Source organism: Blastococcus sp. SYSU DS0552 (assembly GCF_054050815.1).
In genome coordinates this window covers 184,134-202,142 of sequence record NZ_JBJHAB010000008.1, presented here as the reverse complement: position 1 = coordinate 202,142, position 18,009 = coordinate 184,134, and the positions used below count along the sequence as shown (strand labels likewise).

The window sequence follows — 18,009 nt, the reverse complement described above, 5'->3', positions numbered from 1 at the left end:
CGGGGGGCATTGGTGTCAATGGTGTTAGACAGGCGGGTGGCGGGGGTTGGGGGGGGGGGGGGGGGGGGGGGGGGGGGGGGGGGGGGGCCGCCCCCCCCCCCCGCGACAGGATGGCTCACTCCTGCAGGATCGGCCCGTAGGCCTCGACGATCTCGTCGATCCGCTGGGAGAAGGCGTCGCTGCCGATGAACTCGTCGGGCACGTACTGCTCGCCGAGCTGCTCACGCACCTGGTCCTTCTGCAGGCACGTGTCGACCGTGTCCTCGAGGGTCGAGACCACGTCGTCCGGGACGCCCGCCGGGGCGGCCAGGCCGAAGACCGACACGCTGTTGGTGAGCTCCGGGTACCCGGACTCGGCCAGCGTCGGCGCGTCGATGTAGTCGACCGGCTCGGGCGGGCTGACCGCCAGCGGGACGAAGTCGCCCGCGTCGATGTTCTCCAGGACGTCCTGCGAGGAGTTGATGAAGACGGCGTCGACGTTGCCGCCGCGGATCGCCGTGGTCATCTCCGCGTTGCCGGTGAACGGCACCGCGGTGACCTCGACGCCGTACTCCTCCGCGAGCCGCCGCAGCTCCATCGCCTGCGACGTCGTCGTCCCGGGGACGCCGACGTTGAGCTCGCCGGGGTTCTCCTCGGCGTAGCTGAAGAACTCCTCGGCGGTGGAGAACCGGGAGTCCGGCCCCACGACGAGCGCCGAGGGGATCTCGGTGACGGCGGCGATCGGGACGTAGTCGTCGTTGGTGTAGCCGACGTCCTGCTGCAGCGGGTTGGTGGCCGAGGCCGGCACCGCGATCAGCGACAGCGTGTGCCCGTCGTTCCCACCGGCGAGCATCGCCTGCATCCCGACGGAGCCGGAGGCGCCCTCGCGGTTCTCCACGACGACGGTCTGGCCCAGCTCCTCCTCGATGCAGCTGCCGATGGTGCGCCCGGCGAGGTCGGTCGGGCCTCCGGCGGCGTAGGGGACGATCAGGGTGATGTTCTCCGTCGGGTAGTCCGACGCGGCGGCGTCGCCGCCACCGCCCCCTCCGCCGGTGTCGCCCCCGTCGTCACCACCACAGGCGGCGAGGGTGAGCACGGACGCGGCGATCAGCGCGGGCCAGGTCGAGCGGGTACGGCGCATGGGTTCCTCCGGTGGTCGGGGGTGGGTCGTGCGGGGATCGGGTCAGCCGAGGATCGGCTCGTAGACCTCCTGGGTCCGGTCGAGGACCTCGGCGAGCTCCTCGGCGCCGGCGAACTCCTCCGGGACGTACTGCTCGCCGATCCGCTCCTGTACCTCCGGCTTCTCCAGGCAGGTCTGCAGGGTCTCCTCGAGCGTCGAGACGACGTCGTCCGGGAGCCCGGCCGGGCCGGCCAGGCCGAAGGTCGAGCCGGAGAGGGTCAGGCCGTCGTAGCCGAGCTCGGCGAAGGTGGGGGTGTCGGGCAGCCAGGAGAGCCGCTCCTCGGGCGAGGCGACGAGCGGGACGAAGTCGCCCGACTCGATGTTCTCGACCACGTCGATCGAGGCGTTGATCAGCACGGCGTCCACGTTGCCGCCGAGGAGGGCGGTGGTCATCTCGGCGTTGCCGTTGAAGGGGACGGCGGTGACCTGCACCCCGTGCTCGTCGGCCAGCCGCTGCAGCTCGATGGCCTGGGGGGTCGAGGCGCCGGGGGTGCCGACGGTGACCGTGCCGGGCTGGGCCTCGACCGCGGCGAAGAAGTCCTCGGCGGAGGCGTACGGCGAGTTCTGCCCGACCGCGAGGACCGACGGCACCTCGGCCATGACCCCCACCGGCGCGATGTCGTCCTTGGTGTAGCCCACCTCGTTGGCCAGCGGCGTCAGCACCATGGTGCCCGCGGTCACCAGCGAGAGGGTGTGCCCGTCGGGCTCGGCGGCGATCAGCTCGGTCGTGGCCAGCGCGCCGGAGCCGCCCGGCAGGTTCTCGACCACCACGGTCTGCCCGAGCTCCTGCTCGAGGCAGGTCCCGACGGTGCGGGTGGTCAGGTCGGTGGGCCCGCCGGCGCCGTACGGCACGAGCATCCGGATCGACTCGGTCGGGTAGGACGCCGCGTTCCCGCCCCCCTCGGCGGTGGTGCCGGTGGTGCCGCCGCCACCGCCGCCGTCGTCCCCGCCGCACGCGGCGACGAGTCCGACCAGCGCGACGGCCGCGATGCCTGACGAGATGCGCATGTCTCTCCCCCAACGATCGCCGTTGATCGCTCCGCCGGACACGCCTGGCGGTGGTCCGGATCACCTGGATACAAGCACAGGGGTGGGTGGCCAGCGCCCCGAAAAGACAACGATCCGGACTCGGTCAGGGCACCGGGAGGACGACGTCGATCAGGTACGGTCCGGGCTCGGTGATCGCCCGGCGGAACTGCGCGGCGAACTCCTCCGCGGTCGTCGCCCGGCCGCCGGGCACGCCCATCCCGGCGGCCAGCGCGACGAAGTCCAGATCCGGCCGGGCCAGCTCCAGCAGGTCCCTCGACCGCGGCCCGGAGGCCTCCGCCCCCACGTTGCGCAGCTCCCCCTCGAGGATCCGGTAGGAGCGGTTGCTGAACACGACCGTCGTCACGTCGAGCGACTCCCGGGCCTGCGTCCACAGCGCCGAGATGGTGTACATGGCACTGCCGTCGCCCTCCAGGCAGACGACGCGCTGCCCGGGGCGGGCGATCGCCGCACCCGTGGCGACCGGGAGCCCCTGCCCGATCGCGCCGCCGGTGAGGGTGAGCCAGTCGTGGCGCGGCGCCCCGGTGGTCGGCACCGGCATCTGCCGGCTCGACGTCACCCCCTCGTCGACGACGATCGCCCCCTCCGGCAGGAGGGCGCCGAGCACCGCGCCCACGGTGTCGGGGGTCAGCGCGCCGGTGGGGAGGTCGGGCCGCTCCAGGGGCTGCTCCTCCGGCTCCTCCGCCGGGCCGACGAGGTCGGCGAGCCGGGCCAGGGCGTCGACCACGTCGTCCGCGCCCTCGGCGAGCACGTGCACCTGGCACCCCTCGGGGACCAGGCTGCTGGGCCGGTCGGGGTAGGCGAAGAACTCCACTGGCGGCCGGGCGCCGGCGAGCACGAGGTGCCGGACGCCGGCCAGCCGCTGGGCGACCTGCTGCCCGGCCCGGGGCAGGCGCTCGACCGGCGGCAGGCCCGCCCCGCGCTCCAGCCTGGCCGGGAAGGTCTCGCAGTGCAGCCGGGCGCCGGTCGCACGGGCGACCCGGCTCGCCGCCCGCAGCCCCGGTGCCCGCGTCGCCGCTCCGCCCACGAGGACCGCGCAGGGCTCACCGGAGGTCAGCAGCCCCGCGAGCCGGGTGACGACGTCGTCCGGCACCGCCCGCGGCCTGCCCGGCTCCGGGGTCGCGGCGGGCTCGGCGCCCTCGGACCAGGAGACGTCGGCGGGCAGGACGAGCGTCGCGATCCCGCCGGGGGCCGTGCGGGCGGCGGCGATCGCCTCCGCCGCATCGGCCCCGACGTCCGCCGCCCGGCCGGAGCGGCGCACCCACGCCGACACCGTGCCGGCGAGCGCGTCGATGTCCGACTCCAGCGGGGAGTCGTACTCCTTGTGGTACCCGGCGTGGTCGCCGACGACGGTGACCATCGGCGTCGCCGCGCGGCGGGCGTTGTGCAGGTTGGCCAGGCCGTTGGCGAGACCCGGGCCGAGGTGCAGCAGGACGCCGGCCGGCCGGTCGACCATCCGGCCGTAGCCGTCCGCGGCCCCGGTGGCCACGCCCTCGAACAGGCAGAGCACGCCCCGCATCCCGGGAACGGCGTCGAGCGCGGCGACGAAGTGCATCTCCGAGGTGCCCGGGTTGGCGAAGCAGACGTCGACCCCGCCGTCCACGAGCGTGCGGATGAGGGCGCGGGCGCCGTTCACGCCACCACCCCCGCGCGGCCGGTGCGGACGTGGGCTGGATCACGCTGGGCACCCATGGGGGCACCGTACGCGGGCCGGCAGCGCGCGGACGGACGGGTCAGCGGCGGGTGCGGGTGGCGGCCGAGACCCGTGCGAGGGCATCGGTGACGACGGCGGCGTCGTCACCCAGCAGGCTCAGCAGGTGCGCGACGAGCTCGTCGTGCGTGGTGCGGGCCGCGGCCACCCGTTCCCGCCCCGCGGTGGTCAGCCGGGCGTGCAGCAGGCGCTTGTCGGCCTCCACCCGTTCGCGGATGACCAGCCCTTGGGCGACCAGCCGGTTGATGGTGCTGGTGACCCCGGGCCGGGAGAGGCCGACCGCTTCGGCCACCTCTCCCATGGAGGCCCGCTCCCCCGGCGACTCGGCGATGCGGCGCAGCGCCTCGAAGCCGGTGAGGGAGAGGTCGTGGTGGCGGTGGAGCGCCGAGTCGACCCGCCGGGTGATGCGGTCGTGCACCTGCACGATGCGCAACCACGTCTCGGCGGGGCGGGGAGCGACTCCGGGAAGAGCGGCAGCATCCCGGGGGACACCGCGCGCGAGCGCGTCCTCGGACCGTGGCACCCGCTCAGACTCCCCGGATCACGCGCCGGTGAAACCGAACTCAGACGGCGGAGATCGAGCCCACGGCGCGCCGCCCGGCGTGCTGGCGCCCGGCGACCGAGACCAGCCCGCCGGCGGTGGCCACGAGCGCCACCGCGGCGACCGCCAGGGAGGCCAGCGACACCACGCCCCGGGCGGGCGCGGCCTCCTCCACGGCGGCGGCGACCTGCAGGGCGACACCGGTCCGCACCGCGGAGTCGGCGCCCACCAGGTCGAGGGTGGCGGGGCCCGCCGCGGCGCCCTCGGGGATGCGCACGTCGACGCGGACCTCGCCGGCGAGGTTCGCGGTCGCCGTGGCCAGCACGGTCTCGCCGCCGTGGAACACGATGCTCACCTGCTCCCCGGGGTTGAAGCCGGCGCCGCGCAGCACCACCGTGCCACCGGGCTGGACCTGGGGAAGGCCGCCGCCCGGTCCGCCCGCCGCGAACGCCCCGACGTCGCCGGAGGTGCGCGTCGGGGTGCCCGTGGTCGTGGTCCCGGAGCCCGTCGGGGTGCCAGTGCTCGGCGGGGAACCGGGCGTCGTCGTGGTGCCGGGGGTCCCCGGCGCGGTGGTCCCCGGGAGGGTGGATCCCGTGGTCGGGCCGCCGGTGGTCGGGGCGCCGCTGGTCGTGGGCGCCGGTTCGGACGGCTCGACCGTGGCCGTCGGCGGCGCCGGCGGGGGCGGCGGTGGGGACAGGGCGACCTGGCAGTCCTCGACCGTGGGCCGGGTGAGCGTGTAGTCCGCCAGCTCGTCGACGTAGGTCCGGCCCGACCCGTCGCGCGCGGTGAACTCCAGCCGCGGGTCGATCGTCTCGCCGGGGGCGACGTCGTCGGTGCGCAGCACCACGCTGCCCAGGGGCGCGAGCGTGGCCTCGTCCTCACCGGACGGCGTCCGGGTGGTGGCCAGGCGCACACTGTAGGGAGCGGTGCCGGCGACGACCTCCACCACGATCCCGCCCGGGTGGCAGCTGGGGCCGTGGGTGACGCGGGCGTCGGGCCGGGTGGGGTCGTCGAGCGCCTGCGCGGGGGCGGCCGTGGAGACGGCGAGGCCGAGCAGGACGACGAGGAGGCCGGTCACGACACCGGCGGGGAGGGCGCCGCGGACCACCCGGGCCGACGTCGTCCGCGTCTGCCCGGTGATCCGCTCGAAGCTGCCGTTCAGCCCGCTCTCCCCTTTGCGATGCACTCGAGTTCCAGATGATGACGGAAGTGACGCTTCGTTGCTAGCCCGTTACGCGCGTGTCGGGCGTGTCGTGCGGCGTGTCTGGATCGACCCGCCGTCCCCCCGTTCGGGGGAACCGCCGGACGCCCGTTCGTCATCCCCGGCGAGCTCGGGCACTACCCGGATCCCCCGCTCCTCACCCACGGGACTTCGCCACCCCCAGCGCCCGCCACCACGCGCCCCGGGCCTCCGGTCGGCCATGACCGGGTGCGGACCAGGCAACGAGCCCCGGAGCGACCGCGCCCCTCCTCCTGCCGCCGTGAGGGGGGTCACTACGGTGACCGCGTGGACGAAGCGGGTGCGGGCCGACGGCGGCAGAACGAGGTGTACCGGGCCGGGGTGTACGGCCGCTCCCCGCGGGTGCCGGTCGGCGTCCGGCGGCTGCAGGAGCGCGCCAAGCGGGTCCTGGACGCCCGCGCCTACGCCTACGTCGCGGGCGGAGCGGGCGACGAGGTGACCCAGCGGGCCAACCGGGCAGCGTTCGACCGGTGGGCCGTGGTGCCGCGGGTGCTGCGCGACGCGAGCGTCCGCGACACCTCGGTGGAGCTGTTCGGGCGCCGGCTCCCCGCCCCGCTGCTGCTCGGCCCGGTGGGCGCGCTGGAGCTGGTGCACCCGGAGGCCGACCTGGCCGTCGCCCGCGCCGCCGCCGCCACCGGCGTGCCGATGGTCTTCTCCAACCAGGGCTCGCGGTCGATGGAGGAGTGCGCGGCCGCGATGGGCGGGTCGCCGCGGTGGTTCCAGCTGTACTGGTCGACGTCCGACCAGCTCGTGGAGAGCCTGGTCCACCGGGCGGAGACCGCCGGCTGCGAGGCCCTGGTGGTCACCCTCGACACGACGATGCTCGGTTGGCGCCCGCGCGACCTCGACCTCGGGCACCTGCCGTTCGCCCTGGGCAAGGGCATCGCGCAGTACACCTCCGACCCGGTGTTCCGCCGCCTGGTCGAGGAGCGCGCCGCGGCCGCCGGCCCCCGCGAACCACAGCCCCGGCCCACCCCGGCGGCGATCAAGGCGCTGGTGTCGATGGCGCGGGCCTGGCCCGGGTCGTTCCGCGACAACCTGCGCTCACCGCTGCCCCGCGCGGCAGTGGAGACCTTCCTGGCCATCTACTCGCGGCCGTCGATCAGCTGGGCCGATCTGGCCTGGCTGCGCTCCCGCACGAAGCTGCCGATCCTGCTCAAGGGCGTACTGCACCCCGACGACGCGCGGCGCGCGCTGGACGAGGGCATGGACGGCGTGGTCGTGAGCACGCACGGCGGGCGCCAGGTCGACCGGTCGATCGCCGCGCTCGACGCGCTGCCCGACGTCGTCGCGGCCGTGGGCGACCGGGCGCCGGTGCTGCTCGACAGCGGCATCCGCAGCGGCGCCGACGTCTTCACCGCCGTCGCCCTGGGTGCCCGCGCGGTGCTGCTGGGCCGGCCGTTCGCCTGGGGTCTCGCGCTGGCCGGCGAGGCGGGTGTGCGGCAGGTCGTCGAGGATGTCGTCGGCGAGTTCGACCTGACGCTGGGGCTGACCGGGCACACCGCCGTCGACCAGCTGACGCCGGAGGTCCTGCGCCGCGTCGGCTGACGGACGCTCCGGCGCCGCGGGTTGACGCCGCCTGTGGCCTGGGTCACAGTGGGAACCGGGCGGGGGCAGCCGGGAAACAGTGGCTACCCACTGCTGGGTAGACCGACCAACGCGGCCAGACCGTCAGGACCGGCCCCCCGCCCCCACTCCTACTGCACCGCGTCCGGCGGGGGGTCCGCCGTCTCCGGGGTCGGCGGTTCCGCGGGCGGCTCCGTCGGCGTCTCCGGCTCCGTCGGCGGGTCGGGCTCGGTCGGCGGCGGAGGCGGCGGCTCCGGCCTCGTCGGCGGAGGGGGCGGCGGCTCCGGGGTCGTCGGCGGGTCGGGCTCCGTCGGCGGCGGAGGCGGCGGAGGCGGCGGCTCCGGGCTCGGCGGCGGAGGCGGCGGCTCCGGGCTCGGCGGCGGAGGCGGCGGCTCCGGGCTCGGCGGAGGCGGCGGAGGCGGCTCCGGGCTCGGCGGAGGCGGCGGAGGCGGCTCCGGGCTCGGCGGCGGAGGCGGCGGCGGAGCGGGGGCCGGGGACGGCTCGGGCGCGGGCCGCGGCGCCGGGGTCGGCGCGGGGCGCGGCGGGTTCCAGCGGGCGCCGTTGCTGACCAGCACCGTCACCGTGTCACCGCGCTGGAGGAGCGTGCCCGGCGCGGGGTCGACGCCGACGACGGTGCCCGGGCGGAGCGCGCTGCTGACGCGGACGAACGAGGCACCGAGGTCCCGGGCGGCGAGCAGCTGGCGGCAGCCGGCAGCGGACCGGCCGGGGCAGCCGGCGGGCACCCCGGCCCGGGTCCCCTCCACGAACTGCGGGTCGGCCGGCGGGAAGGGCACCGGCTCCCGGGTGCTCAGGACCGGCTGCATGGCGTCGTGCCAGATCTGGGCACCCTTGCCGCCGCCGAAGCCGCCGACGTCCTGGTTCTCCACCGGGTTGTAGACCATCACGCTGGCCGAGACCTGGGGCGTGTAGCCGACGAACGCGATGGAGAAGTTGTCCTGCGTCGTCCCGGTCTTGCCGGCGATCTGGTGGCCCGGCACGTACGCGCGGCGGCCGGTCTGCCCGGGGTGGCCCGGCTCGACGTCCTTGCGCAGCGCCTGGTTGAGCGTGTTCGCCAGCCCGGGGGCGACGACCTCCTCGCATCGCGGGCCACCGAGCGGCTGCCCGTCCTCGCCCAGCACCGGCTCCCCGGAGCGGTCGAGCACGCGCTGCACCGGCATCGGCTCGCAGCGGGTACCGCTCGCGGCCAGCGTGGCGTAGGCGTTCGCCAGGTCCAGCGGGCTGGTGGCCTCGGCGCCGAAGGTGAACGACCCGCGGTTCTCGGCGACGATCTGGTCGGCGACGGGGTCGAGGGAGCGCAGGCCCAGGCGCTGGGCCATGCGCACCGGCGCCTCCACGCTGCCGAGCTGGTCGGACAACGCGAGGAAGTAGGTGTTGGAGGACATGTAGAGCGCCTGCTCCATGTCCAGCGTCGCCCGGTAGCGGCCGGCGTTCTCGACGTCGTAGGGGCCGTCGCCGTCCCGGTAGACCGTCGACTCGTAGGGGTCGGAGGTGGTGATGCGGTGCTCCAGGCCGAGACCCTGCTCGAGCGCGGCGGCGGCGGTGAAGACCTTGTACGTCGACCCGGTGCCCTGCCCGGCCGCGACGTTGAGGTTGACCATCGTCTGGGTGGGGTCGCCCTCGTCGGCGCCGTAGGTCCGGTTGACCGACATCGCCAGCACCCGGCCGGTGCCCGGCTCCACGGCCGTGTGGATCCCCGCGCGCGGGTCGTCGGGCGCCAGGGTCGCCAGGACGGCGGCGTCCCCGGCCTGCTGCACGGCGGGGTCCAGCGTCGTCTCGATGGTGAGCCCGCCGGTCTCGATCGCCTCCTCGTCGAGCCCGAGCGTGCCGGTCAGGTAGCTCATGGCGTAGTCGCAGAAGAAGCCGCCGATCCGGGCCTCCTGGCAGCCCCGCGGTGGCCCCTCGCCGGGCGTGGGGACCACCGGTTCGCTCCGGGCCTCCTCGACCGCGGCGGGATCGGCCATCCCGAGCTCCGCCATGCGCGCGAGGACGACGTCACGGCGCTGGGTGGCCCGGTCGGGGGCCACGAACGGGTCGTACTGCGCGGGGCTCTGCACCAGGCCGGCGAGCGTGGCCGCCTGGGCGAGGGTCAGCGCGTCCGGCGTCACGCCGAAGTAGGTCTCGGCCGCGGCGGCGACCCCGTAGGCACCGGCGCCGAAGTAGACCCGGTTGAGGTACCGGGTGAGGATCTCGTCCTTGGTGTAGTCCTGCTCCAGGGCGAGGGCCAGCTGGGCTTCCCGGAGCTTGCGGGCCACGCTCTCGTCGGTGGCGGCCTGCCGGCTGTCGGGGTCGGTGGCCGACTGCAGGCGGATCTGCTTGACCAGCTGCTGGGTCAGCGTCGAGCCGCCCTCGACCACCTCGCCGGCGGAGAGGTTGCGAACCAGCGCACGGGCGAGCCCCTTGCCGTCGACGCCACTGTGGTCGAAGAACCGGCTGTCCTCGATCGCGACGAGCGCGTCCTTCATCACCGGGGCGATCGCCTCGGAGGGGACCACCGTGCGGTTGCGCCGGTAGAACTCGGCGATGAGGGACCCGTCCGCAGCGAGCATGCGGGTGTTGCCGGCCGGGGTGCGGTCCAGCAGTTCGTCGTCGACGGGGCGCATCAGGTCGGTGCCGGCGCGGGTGGCGAGAGTGGCGCCGCCCACGAGCGGCAGGGCGAAGCCGGCGAGCAGCGCACCGGCCAGCACGACCGCCATCGCCAGGCCCAGCAGCGCGCGCCACCGGCGAGGGCGCCGGGCGGGCGCTTCCTCGACCCCGGGCAGGGGCAGACCTCCGGAGACGGGACGGGGCGACACGGAACTCCTCGGCACAGGCGACAACGGCGGCGCCCACGCGGAGCGGACCCGTGTTCCTCGGTACCCCGCGAGGTGCGAAGTGCCAGCCGGCGGACCGATCTGTCACACAATCGCAAAGAGCCGCCTCCGCCCCGAACGCAGCTCTGGGGGCCGAGTTCGCGATCTGCGGGCCCTGCAGGACCCCCGGAGCGCGTGCTCGACCCCCAGAGCGGGGAGCGAACGCGGTCAGTCCCCCGCCGGTACCAGCGGCGCCGCAGGCGCCGGCCGCGGGACCGGCACCACGGCCGGCAGCTCGCCGGCCGGCTCGTGCCGGACGGTCGGCAGCCACCCCAGCCACCGCGGCAGGTACCAGTTGCGCTCGCCAAGCAGCTGCATCACCGCGGGCAGCAGCAGCGCCCGGACCACGGTGGCGTCCAGCAGCACCGCCACCGCCAGGCCCAGCCCGATCTGCTTCATGCTCGTCATCGACAGCGTCACGAAAGTCAGGAAGACGAACACCATGATCACCGCGGCGCTGGTGACGACCCCGGCCGAGGACGTGATGCCCTGCGCGACGGCGTCCCGGGTGGCGAGCCCCCGGTCCCGGGCCTCGCGGATCCGGCTGAGGATGAACACGTGGTAGTCCATCGACAGGCCGAAGAGGATGACGAACAGGAACAGCGGGATCCAGTTCACGATCGCCCCGGTCCGGTCGAGGTCGATGAGACCGGCGCCGATGCCCTCCTCGAAGACGAGCACCATCACGCCGTAGGCAGCGGCCACGCTCAGCAGGTTGAGCACGATCGCGGTGATCGCGACGGTCACCGAGCGGAACGAGACCAGCAGCAGGAGGAAGGCCAGCACCAGGACGAAGCCGAACACCCACGGGGTGCGCTCGGCCATGAGCTCGTCGAAGGCCACCGAGTAGGCCGTGCCGCCGCTGACGACCGCGGTCACGCCGTCCAGCGCGCCGACGGTCTCGGGCACGATCTCGTCGGCGAGGGTCGCGAGGGCGTCGCGGGAGGCCTGCTCCTCGCCGTCGCCGGTGAGCGGCACCCCTACGACGGCGACCGTGCCGGCCTCGTTGGTCTCGACGGCGATCGGCTCGTTCATCTCCCCGCTGGCCAGGGCGCGCTCGCGCAGCTCGGCGATCGCGGCCTGCACCTGCGGGGCGGCGACGTCGGGCGCCTCGATGACCACCTCGGCCGGTGAGGGTCCGCCGGGGAACGCCTCGGTGATCCGGTTGTAGGTCTGGATCACCGCGAGGTCCTGCGGCAGGTCCTGGACGCCCTCGGCACGGAGGTCCATCGACGCCGCCGGGACGGCCAGCCCGACGAGGACACCACCGGCGACGACGGCGGCGACCAGCGGCCGGCGGAGCACCGCCCCGAGGACGACGGGCCAGAAGCGGCCGGGCCGGTCGGCGGCGCGCCGGCGCAGGAACGGCAGCCGGCCCTTCTCCACCCGGTCACCGAGCCACGCCATCATCGCCGGCAGCACCGTGAGCGAGCCGAGCACCGAGCAGGCGACGACCAGGATGGTGGCGGAGGCGACGCCGGTGAAGACCGAGAAGCCAGTGAGGAACATGCCGGCCATCGCGACCATGACGGTGATGCCGGAGATGAGCACCGAGTGCCCGGAGGTCGCGGCGGCGATGTCGAGGGCGTTCACCGGGCCGGCGCCCTTGGCCCGCTCCTCGCGCTCCCGCTTGAGGTAGAAGAGCGAGTAGTCCACGCCGACGGCCAGGCCGATCAGCAGCATGACGATCTGCGCGGTCTGGTCGACGTGCCAGATCTGGCTGGTGAGGCTGAGCAGCCCGAGGGCGCCGACGAAAGCCGTCAGCGCGAACACCAGCGGGAGGAGGGCGGCGACCAGCGCACCGAAGGTCAGCAGCAGCACCGCCAGCGTGATCGGGATGGAGAGCAACTCGGCGCGCTGGAAGTCGGCGTCCAGGGTCTCGTTCAGCGCGAGGTCGGCGCTGGTGCCGCCGAACTGCTCGACGCGCACGTCGTCGTGCTCGGCAGCCACCGCGGCGACCGCGGCCTGCACGGGGGCGATCCGCTCGGCGGCGTCGTCCGGGTCGCCGGCGAGGTCGAAGGTGACCAGGGCGGAGCGGCCGTCGGCGGAGACCAGCGGAGCGCCGTCGAGCGGGCTGACCAGGTTCGTGACCTCGGGGGTGCCTCGCAGCTCGTCGACGAGGTCGGTGAGCGCGGCGGTGGCCGCGGCCTCGGGGACGTCGGCCTCGCGCTGCACCAGGACCATCTCCGCGGCCGGCTCCTCCCAGCCGTGGTCGGTGAGGATCTGCTGGGCCCGGGCGGGCTCGCCGAGGGTCTGCTCGGCCGAGGTCAGCTGGGCCTGCGGCACGAACGAGCCGAGTGCGACGGCGGCCACCACGAAGGCCAGCCAGCCGAATACCGCCGTCTTCCGGTGCCGGGCGCTCCAGCGTCCGACCCGTCCCGCGAGGTTGCGGGATCCATCCATCGTCGCCTCCTGTCCGAATGCGGGTGTCCGCATGCCAACCTGCTGGTCACGGGCGCACGCGCCCATCCCGCCAGCTGGTCGGGCGCGGGTCGGGGCGGTCCGACCGTCGGGGCGCGGCCCGCCGGCGGAGAGACTTCCGGAGGAGGGGGGGCCGAACATCAGGGAAACCCCTGAGCCGGTCCCTGATCTTGGTCCCGGGCTCACGGGATCAGCGGTTCAGGCGGGCCTGGACGACGTCGATGGCGACCGCGAGCACGACGATCGCGAGGAGGACGAGGACGCCGACCGCGAGCTCATCGGTGGCACGGGGGCGGCGGCGAGCTCCGGTCACGAGGTGAGGCGTCGGCGACGTCAGCGCCCACGCCGCTCTGCGGGTCCTGTGCACGCGAGAGGGCCGTTGCAGGACCCCTGAGCGGGCGCAGCACTCCCAGAGCGGGCCGCGCGCGCGTGTGGCAGCGCACGTTGAAGACGAAGCGGCCCCGCACTTCCGTCGAAGTGCGGGGCCGCTCGGTGTCTCAACCAGACGTGCACCCGAAGGGATTCGAACCCCTAACCTTCTGATCCGTAGTCAGATGCTCTATCCGTTGAGCTACGGGTGCGGATGTTCAGTTGTCGTGCGCGGAGGCTCCGGGATTTGAACCCGGGATGGGGATTAACCCAAACCGCATTAGCAGTGCGGCGCCATAGACCGGACTAGGCGAAGCCTCCCGGGGCTCGAGTCACCTCGTAACCACCGAGGAGAGAGACTACCAGCGCTGCCGGACCCGGGTCTTCGGGGGGTGCAGCCCCGGTCCGCGCGAGCGAGTGCGACGAACTCGCGGCCACCAGGCCGCGAGCACCACGAGTTCGTCGCACTCGGCGCAGCAGTCAGGCGGCGACCGTCTCCCGCGACCGGGTGGGGGCCAGCGGGCTGCGGCCGGGCACGAGGGTGACGACGACGGCGGCGGCCGCCCCGGCGCAGGCCAGCAGGAGCGCCCCCGGCACCCCGGACGACGTCTCGATCAGCGCACCACCCAGGGCCGCGCCGATGGCCGAGGCGCCGACGGTGATCGTGGAGAGCCAGGTGAACGCCTCGGTGGTGGCGTGCACCGGCGCGAGCGAGCCGACCAGCGAGTTCTGCACCGTCAGGGTCGGCGCGATCGCCGTCCCCCCGAGGAACAGCAGCACGCCCAGCGCCCACGGGCTGGATACCCAGGCCAGCGGCGCGAGGCCGATCGTGACGCCGAACAGCAGCCAGCGGTACTGCCGGGGCAGCGACGCGCTCATCACCCGCGCCCCGAACCACAGGCCACCGGCGACCGACCCCAGCGACCAGACCGCCAGCAGGACCCCCGAGAGGCCCGGGGAGCCGGTGGAGCCGGCGAACGCCGGGATCGCGACCTCCAGCGCCCCGAACCCCAGCATCACGGCCGATCCGCTGAGCAGCACCCGGGGCATGCCGGGGGCGAGCACGGTGCTGAACAGGCCGGCAGTGGGCGCCGCCGCGGGCACCCACGACCGGGCGGCACGGGCGACGCCGAGCGCGCCGACGACGGCCAGCGCGCCGGCGAGCCCCACGGCCCACGCCGGCGCGGCCAGCACCGCCAGCGCGGCGACCAGCGTCGGGCCGACGACGAACACCAGCTCGGTGGCCGTGGCGTCGAGGGCGTAGGCGGTGGAGCGGACGCGCGGGTCGGTGCGCGACCACAGGGCGCGGACGGTGCCGGAGACCAGCGGCGTGCTGGCGCCGGCCAGGGCGGAGGCGGCCACGACGGCGGTGTCCGGCGCGCCGCCGAGGGTCACCGCCACCAGCAGGGCGAGCAGCAGCGGGTAGAGCGCCGACTGCGCAAGCAGGATGCGGCGGGGTCCCTTCCGGTCGGCGAGGCGGCCGAGGACCGGCGCCATCACGGCCGACGCGATGCCGAGGGTGGCCGCGGCCAGGCCGGCGATCGCGTAGGAGCCGGTCTGCTGCTGCACCATGAGCAGCAGCGCGAGCGGCACCATGGACGACGGCAGACGGCCGGCGAAGCCGGCGAGGAGGAGCACCTTGGCGGAAGGAAGGCGCCAGACGGCGAGGTAGGCACGCACGCTTGCACTCGTTTCGCACTGCAGGGGAAGGAAGAGTAGGCGGTCAAAGAGCGTTGACCGCCTACGCAGTCCCGAGACTAGGGACAGATGAGTAGGGAGTCAATTGGACTACGACACCTACGGATCGACCGCGGTCGAGCTGGCCATCGCCCTGGCCAACGCCGACCTGGCGCCCGAGGACGGGATGCCGCGCTTCCTGGCGGCGCACGACGAGTGGTTCACGCCCGGCACCTCGCTGGACCTCACGCCGGCCGACGCCCAGAAGGCCGCCGCCACGGCGCAGCTGGTGCGCGCGGTCGCGCTGGCCGAGTCGCAGCCCGACGTGCTCGCCCGGCTCAACGAGCTGCTGGCACTGGCCCGCCCCCGGCCCTACGCCACCGACCACGACGGCGACCTGCACCTGCACTACGCCCGCCCCGACGCCCCGGCCCTCGAGCAGCTGACGACGACGGTCGCGATGGGCCTGTCGCAGGTGGTGGTGCAGCACGGCTGGCAGCGCCTGGGCGTGTGCTCGGCCGAGGGCTGCGACGACGTCTACGTCGACACCTCCCGCAACGCCAGCCGCCGCTACTGCTCCAACACCTGCGCCAGCCGCTCGACCGTGGCCGCCTACCGGGCCCGCCGGAAGTCCTGACCCCGCCCCGAATGATCAGGTGACCTGGTCATTCGGGGTCCTGGCTCACCATCGACACCGAGCCAGGACCCGGAACGATCAGGTGGGCTGATCATCGACGCGGCGGCTAGCGTCCGGTCGTGCCCATCCCCCGCGACGTCGACGCGCGGCTGCACGCCTGGATCGGCGGGTTCCCGACCACCCCGGCCGACCGCTGGCTGCGCCACCTCTCGGCCGCGGCCGACCACGGGAAGCTGTGGCTGCTGCTCGCGCTCGCGCTGGGCGGCCGCCCCGGCCGGCTGCGGCGCGGCGCCCTCCGCGGGGTGGGGTCGATGCTGGTCACCAGCGCGGTGGTCAACGCCGTCCTCAAGCCGGCGTTCGGCCGGGTGCGCCCGGACCTGGCGAACCTGCGCACCGAACGCCGGCTGCGCCGCGAACCAGGGAGCCTGTCCTTCCCCAGCGGGCACTCGGGCTCGGCCGCGGCCTTCGTCACCGGGCTGGCCCTGGAAGCCCCCGCGGCCGGAGCCGGGCTCGCCCCGCTGGCGCTGGCCATCGGCTACTCGCGGGTGCACGTCGGCGTGCACTACCCCGGGGACGTGCTGGCCGGGTTCGCGGTGGGCGCCGCGGTCGCCGGGGCCGGCCGGCGCGTCCGGCGCTGAGCGGCCGGGCCGGATGACCCGCCGGACCGGCTGCGTGAGAAGCCCACGGGCGGTGTGCGAAGGTGGCTCGCCCACCGACCGTCGGAGGCGCTGACGGGAGGAGCGCGGTGACGCAGGGCTACCGCGCACCGACGCCCCAGCGGGCCATCGCCCGGGGGTTCCGGCACCCGGGGCGGGTCATCGCCGGGGCGTTCCTGCTCGCGATCGCCGTGGGCACCGCGCTGCTGTCGCTCCCACTGGCGACGCCGGGGCCCGGCCGCGCCGACCTCCTCACCGCGCTCTTCCACGCGACCTCCGCCGTCTGCGTCACCGGGCTGGTGACCGTGGACACCAGCACCTACTGGTCCGGCTTCGGGCAGGCTGTCATCCTGGGGCTCATCCAGGCGGGCGGGCTGGGGATCATGACCCTGGCCAGCCTGGTCGCGCTGCTGCTCTCCCGGCGGCTGGGGCTCCGGGCACGCCTGATCGCGCAGGCCGAGACCAAGTCGCTGTCGGCGGCCGACGTGCGCCGGGTGATCGTCCGGGTCGTGCTGTTCAGCCTCGCCTGCGAGGCGGTGGCGGCGGCGATGCTGACCACCCGGTTCGCCCTCGGCTACGACCAGCCGGCCCCCGCAGCCCTGTACAACGGGGTGTTCCACGCGATCTCGGCGTTCAACAACGCCGGCTTCGGGCTCCACGCGGACAGCCTGGTGCGCTACGTCGGCGACCCCTGGGTGAGCCTGACGATCGCGGCGGCGGTCATCGTCGGCGGCCTGGGCTTCCCGGTCGTGTTCGAGCTGGTCCGGTCGTGGCGCCGGCCGCGGACCTGGTCGGTGCTCACCCGGATCACGGTGATCGTCACGGCCGCGCTGCTCGTCGTCGGCACGGCCGGCTACCTGCTCGCCGAGTGGCGGAACCCCCGGACGCTCGGTCCGCTCGGGTTCGGCGACACCGTCATGGCGGCCTTCGTCGCCGGGGTGATGCCGCGCACGGCGGGGTTCAACAACCTCGACATCTCCGCGCTGCAGCCGGAGACCCTGCTGCTCACCGACGCGCTGATGTTCATCGGCGGGGGCAGCGCCGGCACCGCCGGCGGGATCAAGGTGACGACGTTCGGGTTGCTGGCCTACGTGCTGTGGGCGGAGCTGCGCGGGGACGTCGACGTCGAGGTGGGCCGCCGCCGGGTGCCCCCGACGAACCAGCGCCAGGCGCTGGCGGTGGCGCTGCTCGGCATCGGGGTGGTCACCGTCGCCACCTTCGTGATGGAGGCGCTGACCGACTTCTCCTTCGAGCAGGTGCTGTTCGAGACCGTCTCGGCGTTCTCCACCGTCGGCCTCTCCACGGGCATCACCGCGGCCCTGCCGCCGGGTGCCCAGCTGCTCGTCGTCCTGCTCATGTTCGTCGGCCGGATCGGCCCGCTCACACTGGCCTCGGGCCTGGCCCTGCGGGACCGCGCCCGGCCCTACCAGCTCCCCGAGGAGAGGACCATCGTTGGCTAGTCACAGGGATCCGGTCGCCGTGATCGGGCTGGGCCGGTTCGGCACCGCCCTGGCCACGGAGCTGGCCGGCGGCGGCACCGAGGTGCTGGCGATCGACCACCGGCCGGAGATCGTCCAGCGGCTCTCCGGCCAGCTGGGGCAGGTGGTCGTCGCCGACGGCACCGACCTGGACGCGCTGCGGCAACTCGGTGTGGGCGAGTTCCGCCGGGTGGTCGTGGCCATCGGCACCGACCTGGAGGCCAGCATCCTGACGACGTCGCTGCTGGTCGAGCTGGAGATCGCCGACATCTGGGCCAAGGCGCTGAGCAGCCAGCACGGCAAGATCCTGGAGCGGATCGGCGCCCACCACGTGGTGTTCCCCGAGCACGAGATGGGCGAGCGCGTCGCGCACCTGGTCTCCGGCCGGCTGCTGGACTGGGTGGAGCTGGACCCGCAGTGGGTGTTCGCCAAGACGAAGCCGCCGCGGGAGATCGTCGGGGTGCCGCTCGGGGAGACCGGGCTGCGCAGGCGGCACCGGGTCACCGTGGTGTCGGTCAAGCCGGAGGGCGACGAGGCCTACACGCACGCCGCCGTCGACACGGTGCTCACCTACGGCTCGACGATCGTGATCGCCGGCCGGCCGCGGGACGTCGAGCGGTTCGTCGACCTGCAGTGA

Annotated in this window: 14 protein-coding genes and 2 tRNA genes; 5 read left to right on the top strand and 11 right to left on the bottom strand. The window is 74.6% G+C overall.

What is annotated here, in order from left to right; all coding sequences use genetic code 11:
* Window positions 1-115: 115 nt before the first annotated feature.
* The 5 genes from ACI8AG_RS10795 to ACI8AG_RS10775 form a co-directional block, all read right to left on the bottom strand.
* Window positions 116-1,120, bottom strand: a complete 1,005-nt coding sequence (locus ACI8AG_RS10795; RefSeq protein WP_456597037.1) for a tripartite tricarboxylate transporter substrate binding protein — start codon at window positions 1,118-1,120, stop codon at window positions 116-118.
* A 42-nt stretch (window positions 1,121-1,162) separates the two neighbouring features.
* On the bottom strand, window positions 1,163-2,167 hold the full coding sequence (locus tag ACI8AG_RS10790) for a tripartite tricarboxylate transporter substrate binding protein (protein WP_456597036.1): 1,005 nt from the start codon (window positions 2,165-2,167) through the stop codon (window positions 1,163-1,165).
* 124 nt (window positions 2,168-2,291) lie between these two features.
* On the bottom strand, window positions 2,292-3,842 hold the full coding sequence (locus ACI8AG_RS10785; RefSeq protein ID WP_456597035.1) for an acetolactate synthase large subunit: 1,551 nt from the start codon (window positions 3,840-3,842) through the stop codon (window positions 2,292-2,294).
* 97 nt (window positions 3,843-3,939) lie between these two features.
* The gene (locus ACI8AG_RS10780) at window positions 3,940-4,341 is read right to left on the bottom strand and encodes a MarR family winged helix-turn-helix transcriptional regulator (protein ID WP_456597043.1); all 402 of its coding nucleotides are present in this window, start codon (window positions 4,339-4,341) and stop codon (window positions 3,940-3,942) included.
* A gap of 139 nt (window positions 4,342-4,480) precedes the next feature.
* Window positions 4,481-5,644: a hypothetical protein gene (locus ACI8AG_RS10775; protein WP_456597034.1), complete on the bottom strand. Its 1,164-nt coding sequence runs from the start codon at window positions 5,642-5,644 to the stop codon at window positions 4,481-4,483.
* Window positions 5,645-5,965: 321 nt separating this feature from the next.
* Between ACI8AG_RS10775 and ACI8AG_RS10770 the strand changes: the two genes are divergently transcribed.
* The gene (locus ACI8AG_RS10770) at window positions 5,966-7,246 is read left to right on the top strand and encodes an alpha-hydroxy-acid oxidizing protein (protein ID WP_456597033.1); all 1,281 of its coding nucleotides are present in this window, start codon (window positions 5,966-5,968) and stop codon (window positions 7,244-7,246) included.
* Window positions 7,247-7,395: 149 nt separating this feature from the next.
* Here ACI8AG_RS10770 and ACI8AG_RS10765 read toward each other — a convergent pair whose 3' ends face one another.
* From ACI8AG_RS10765 to ACI8AG_RS10740, 6 genes are all read right to left on the bottom strand, one after another.
* Window positions 7,396-10,077 carry a transglycosylase domain-containing protein gene (locus ACI8AG_RS10765; protein WP_456597032.1) on the bottom strand — a complete coding sequence of 894 codons (2,682 nt, stop codon included), beginning with the start codon at window positions 10,075-10,077 and terminating at the stop codon, window positions 7,396-7,398.
* Window positions 10,078-10,302: 225 nt separating this feature from the next.
* Window positions 10,303-12,537, bottom strand: a complete 2,235-nt coding sequence (locus tag ACI8AG_RS10760) for an MMPL family transporter (protein WP_456597031.1) — start codon at window positions 12,535-12,537, stop codon at window positions 10,303-10,305.
* 208 nt (window positions 12,538-12,745) lie between these two features.
* A complete protein-coding gene (locus ACI8AG_RS10755) occupies window positions 12,746-12,868 on the bottom strand; it encodes a hypothetical protein (protein ID WP_456597030.1) in 123 nt (40 codons plus the stop codon).
* Between the two features lie 195 nt (window positions 12,869-13,063).
* Window positions 13,064-13,136: transfer RNA gene (locus ACI8AG_RS10750), tRNA-Arg, on the bottom strand.
* A gap of 20 nt (window positions 13,137-13,156) precedes the next feature.
* A tRNA-Ser gene (locus ACI8AG_RS10745) sits at window positions 13,157-13,245 on the bottom strand.
* Window positions 13,246-13,404: 159 nt separating this feature from the next.
* Window positions 13,405-14,604 (bottom strand): MFS transporter, encoded by a 1,200-nt coding sequence (locus ACI8AG_RS10740; RefSeq protein ID WP_456588402.1) that lies wholly within the window; start codon window positions 14,602-14,604, stop codon window positions 13,405-13,407.
* A gap of 103 nt (window positions 14,605-14,707) precedes the next feature.
* Between ACI8AG_RS10740 and ACI8AG_RS10735 the strand changes: the two genes are divergently transcribed.
* The 4 genes from ACI8AG_RS10735 to ACI8AG_RS10720 all read left to right on the top strand — a co-directional run bounded on the left by ACI8AG_RS10735 (window position 14,708) and on the right by ACI8AG_RS10720 (window position 18,009).
* Window positions 14,708-15,238, top strand: a complete 531-nt coding sequence (locus tag ACI8AG_RS10735; protein ID WP_456597029.1) for a CGNR zinc finger domain-containing protein — start codon at window positions 14,708-14,710, stop codon at window positions 15,236-15,238.
* Between the two features lie 119 nt (window positions 15,239-15,357).
* Entirely contained in the window at window positions 15,358-15,876 is a 519-nt protein-coding gene (locus ACI8AG_RS10730; RefSeq protein ID WP_456597028.1) for a phosphatase PAP2 family protein, read from the top strand.
* A 107-nt stretch (window positions 15,877-15,983) separates the two neighbouring features.
* Window positions 15,984-17,354: a TrkH family potassium uptake protein gene (locus ACI8AG_RS10725; protein WP_456597027.1), complete on the top strand. Its 1,371-nt coding sequence runs from the start codon at window positions 15,984-15,986 to the stop codon at window positions 17,352-17,354.
* The gene (locus tag ACI8AG_RS10720) at window positions 17,347-18,009 is read left to right on the top strand and encodes a potassium channel family protein (RefSeq protein WP_456588398.1); all 663 of its coding nucleotides are present in this window, start codon (window positions 17,347-17,349) and stop codon (window positions 18,007-18,009) included. The genes ACI8AG_RS10725 and ACI8AG_RS10720 overlap by 8 nt, the downstream gene beginning before the upstream one ends.